Here is a 4,152-nt window from a genome sequence, read left to right on the forward strand (position 1 = left end):
ATTCAACGCAGATGCTTTACCTCCGTTTGGCTTCGTAAACACCTTAACTTTAGGATGATCACTGAATTTCTCCGAGATCAGTTTAAAGGTATTATCTTTAGAACCATCGTCAACAAAGATAAATTCTACATTTGGATAGGTTGTTTTCAATAAACTGTTCAACGTTTGTACGGCAGTGATCTCTTCATTATAGGCTGGGATAATAATACTCACCATTTCGGAAGGCTGTTCCAGGAGCAATTTCTGTTCCTTGCGGGACAACATCTTTTGTCGTATGGCCAAAACAGCAATAACCAAACTCCTTAAAATAGCCAGTATGATCGCAATTACAAATACAAAATTCAGGATCAGGTTTCCATAAGAAAATATACTTAAAAACAAATAATCTCCTGAGCCTGTAAAACCACTGTCTGCATCAGATTTCAGTGCGGGCATCAAATCCTCCTTCTTCTTTCCGATCAGATTCGCAATCGTTGTGAACTCATATCCGTTCTCTTTAAAGAACTTAATAATCCTTGGAAGTGCCTCTACTGTAGCCTCACGGTTACCACCTGCATCATGCAGCAGCAATACGTTACCTTTATCCTTTTGATTCACTACAGCATTAAAAATCTCGTCTGCGGTAATACCTGGCTGCCAATCCTGAGGATCAATTGATTCTCCAATATTAATATAATTTTCAGCCCTGCTTTGCGCAACTGGTAAAATCTCCGCAGAGGTAGTCGGTTCAGCATCTGCATTAAAAGGCGGTCTGAATAAAATAGTACTATGACCAGTTACACATTCAATAATCTTTCTGGTTGCATTAAGCTCAAAATTTACACGCTGAGGTCCAACCCTCGACATATCCGGATGAAAGAAAGTATGGTTACCAATCTCATAACCTTCATTGAATTCCCGCAGCAGCAAGCCCATATTCTTCTCCGCCATAATCCCCACAACAAAGAAACTTGCCGGCACTTTATTTTTTTTCAGGATATCGATAATTTGAGGCGTATAAACCGGATCTGGCCCATCATCAAAAGTCAAAACAATTTTCTTCTCTGCAGCCCCATACCTTCTTATGGTATATTTGGTTGGCAATACTAAATATTGCTGGTTGCTGATCACATAGTTCGTACTGTCCAGCTGGATATCAATCTTACCCTCTTTTGGTGTAGACACCAAATCCAGGACTTCACCTTCTCCGGCATAATCCACCCGGTCATTGAGCCCAATACGGGTCAGTCTTTTTAAATTGATCCCTGTTTTTTTCAAAGAATCTATACTCAGATCTTTAGTTATGAATTCCCATAACCTGGAATCCTCGGCACCCATCCGCCAAATGGCCACACCGGCAATACCCCAGTCATCTGCTTTTCTAATCAGGTTAAAGTTCGTGGCTGCATCCGTAAAGTACACCTCATGTTTTAATTGTCCTTCATCTGTATAGCTGTAGCTCAGGTTTGCAGAGATAGGATCAAATTTCACTTTTGCGTTATACCGATTCGCATTAGCGATCGCTTGCTGATAAGTTACATTTTTACCTACGCTCTGATCCGGCCAGTCATAACCATAACAAGCCAGACTGAGGATCACTTTATCAGATGAAATTTTACTGCAGATATTATCCAGCTGTTTCTCTACCCAAACCTGATGGGAGATGTCGCCAGGATTACTCATTTCACTATGCTGATCATAAGCCATCAAAAAGATGTAATCATTATATTTTTCCAGTATTTTTGGATTATAATCATCGTTATCAGGAGAAATATCCTGTGTAACCAGTAGACTTTGAGCATGAAGCTGCTCATAAAGATTCTTCTGAAAAGCAATCAGAGGTTCATCTGTTGTTTCTTTCAGTTCCTCAAAATCCACGTTTACCCCATGAAAACCATAGGCCTTCAGCTTCTTAATCAGGTTGGCGATAAACCTGTTCTGCAAATCTTTATTCTTCAGCAGCTGATGTACAGCTTCACCATCAAAACTATCGTTATTAAAGTTGGAGATCATCGCAATCCCCGTCTTCTTATTCTTATTGATGAGTGTAATCGCTTCCTTATCTACTTTATCCAAAAGGGTGTCTGCACCCCTTACCAGGAAGAAAGATTCGGTAAGCACCATATCCAGGTGCTTAATATTATCTTTAAGGTCTACCAGTGATTGAGGATCCCAATTCACATAAAAACCTGCATTGATCCTGGCTTTATTGTGCGGATGTTTAAGATGTTGTAATTTCTGGTTCTGCTGCATCTTCAACAGCATTTGTTTCTGAACCTTAAAGTCGCTGTACCTGGTGGATTTCTTAATCCTCTCCAGCTGTTTCTTACTTAATGCGGTATTGGTATTTATGATGGGGAGAGCTGGATTGCCTCCTTTAAGAAGGGTGTATGCTACGCTTACAATCGCCAGTAAAAAAACGATTATAATAACCCGGGTTACCCACTGAAAAGTGATCCACCTCTTCTTGGTATCTGTTTGAAATATCTGTTTATCGTGCATCTCGCGCTTAGGCATTTAAAATGCAAATCTAAATTAAAATAACAACAAGTAATAAAAATGTTATGTAAGCTAAAGGAAAAAATCAATATTACTCTTCGAGGACTGGACTCCTTGCCTCGCTTCGCTCTTGTGGCAAGCGCTCTGAGGTCCTCTCGGAATAATATTGATTTTTTCAACAAGCTTATGCTCTCTTTATACTCCTTTGATAAAGCATAACTTATTTTTTGTTTTCAACTTTTAAAGCTTCCAAAATCTTCTTCGTCGATTCAAAACTCGTATGCTGAAAGGCCTTGATCCCTAGACGCTGGGCAACCTGCACAAACATAATGCGATCATCAAAATACACACACTGTGAAGGAACAGCCTGCGCAATACCCATGGCCAGTTGAAAGATACCAGGGTCAGGTTTTCTCATTTTCACCTCGCAAGAAGAAATAAACGCATCAAAACACTCATGGAGCTTGAATTTCTCCACCCGGTAATCATTCAGTTCCTTCCCCTCATTATTCACAGAAATAACCCTGAACCCACAGTCCCTTTTCCACTCCTTCAGCCAAGCCAGCATATCAGGTAACTCCTGCGACTGGCTGTAAATGAATTCCTTAAAATCCTCCCTTAAAAAATCCCTTGAATGATTAAAAATAACTGTATCCAGGTACTCATCAAGCGTTATTTTACCGATTTCATACACGTTAAAGATAAAATTATGAAGCGCATTCACCTCCTCATAATCCAGTCCAAATTTCTCGGCAGCCAACTTACGGGACTCATGCCCCCAGCCATTCGTCAAAAGTATACCACCAACATCAAAAAACAGAATTCTGATCTCGGTATTCTTTACATAGGGATTATCCATTTAACCTATTCAATTATTATGTGATCAATTTAAATTTTCTTTCTCCAAAACACGCACCTTTTCAAGTCGCCGCTGATGCCGGTCAGCACCAGAAAACTCAGCCCGTAAAAAAGCCAGGACCAATTCCTGCGCCGCTACATAACCGGTAATCCGGCCACCCAGGCAAATGATATTCAAATCATCATCCTCTACCCCCTGATGAGCCGAAAAATGCTCGGTAATCAAAGCAGCGCGGGCACCGGCAATCTTATTGGCAGCTACAGATGCACCTACACCACTACCGCAAACGGCAATACCCCTGCTTAATTTTCCTGCCGCTACGGCCTGAGCCAGAGGCACAATAAAATCAGGATAATCATCAGAGGTATCCAGTTTATAAGCCCCAAAATCCTCTATTTCATAGCCCATAGGCTTTAAATAAGCGATCAACTGCTCTTTCAATTCAAAACCACCATGGTCGGCTGCTATTCCAATTTTCATCCGTATATAATTTATTTCTTTAAAAGTCCTTTCGCTTTTTCTACCACATGATCTACAGTAAAACCAAATACCTTATATAAATCAGCTGCAGGCGCAGACTCTCCAAATGTTGTCATTCCAATAATGTCCCCCTCATCTGTAACATACTTATGCCAGCCAAGCGGCGAACCGGCCTCAACTGCAAGACGTTTCCTAAGCGCCTTAGGTAATACACTTTCTTTATAGGCTGCGCTCTGTTTTTCAAATAATTCCCAGGAAGGCATACTCACTACACGGGCATGGATAGATTTTTCTTTTAATTTTTCCTGTGCCTTTATGAGAAGGCTTACTTCAGA

General features: G+C 40.6%; 4 protein-coding genes. All 4 read right to left on the bottom strand.

Annotation, left to right across the window (positions count from 1 at the left end):
* Nucleotides 1-2,496: polysaccharide deacetylase family protein (locus tag VNZ46_RS07620; RefSeq protein WP_325559479.1), on the bottom strand; the 2,496-nt coding region annotated here is incomplete at its 3' end.
* A gap of 202 nt (nucleotides 2,497-2,698) precedes the next feature.
* The gene (locus VNZ46_RS07625) at nucleotides 2,699-3,337 is read right to left on the bottom strand and encodes an HAD-IA family hydrolase (RefSeq protein ID WP_325559480.1); all 639 of its coding nucleotides are present in this window, start codon (nucleotides 3,335-3,337) and stop codon (nucleotides 2,699-2,701) included.
* Nucleotides 3,338-3,361: 24 nt separating this feature from the next.
* The gene (locus VNZ46_RS07630) at nucleotides 3,362-3,817 is read right to left on the bottom strand and encodes an RpiB/LacA/LacB family sugar-phosphate isomerase (protein ID WP_325559481.1); all 456 of its coding nucleotides are present in this window, start codon (nucleotides 3,815-3,817) and stop codon (nucleotides 3,362-3,364) included.
* A gap of 11 nt (nucleotides 3,818-3,828) precedes the next feature.
* On the bottom strand, nucleotides 3,829-4,152 hold a 324-nt coding region (locus tag VNZ46_RS07635), incomplete at its 5' end, for a transketolase-like TK C-terminal-containing protein (protein ID WP_325559482.1).

This window comes from Pedobacter sp., assembly GCF_035566355.1.
Taxonomy (GTDB): domain Bacteria; phylum Bacteroidota; class Bacteroidia; order Sphingobacteriales; family Sphingobacteriaceae; genus Pedobacter.

What these genes read in the sequence shown, in the direction of transcription:
- VNZ46_RS07625 (WP_325559480.1), bottom strand. Translation starts at nt 3,337, where the DNA reads ATGGATAATCCCTATGTAAAGAATACCGAGATCAGAATTCTGTTTTTT.
- VNZ46_RS07630 (WP_325559481.1), bottom strand. Translation starts at nt 3,817, where the DNA reads ATGAAAATTGGAATAGCAGCCGACCATGGTGGTTTTGAATTGAAAGAG.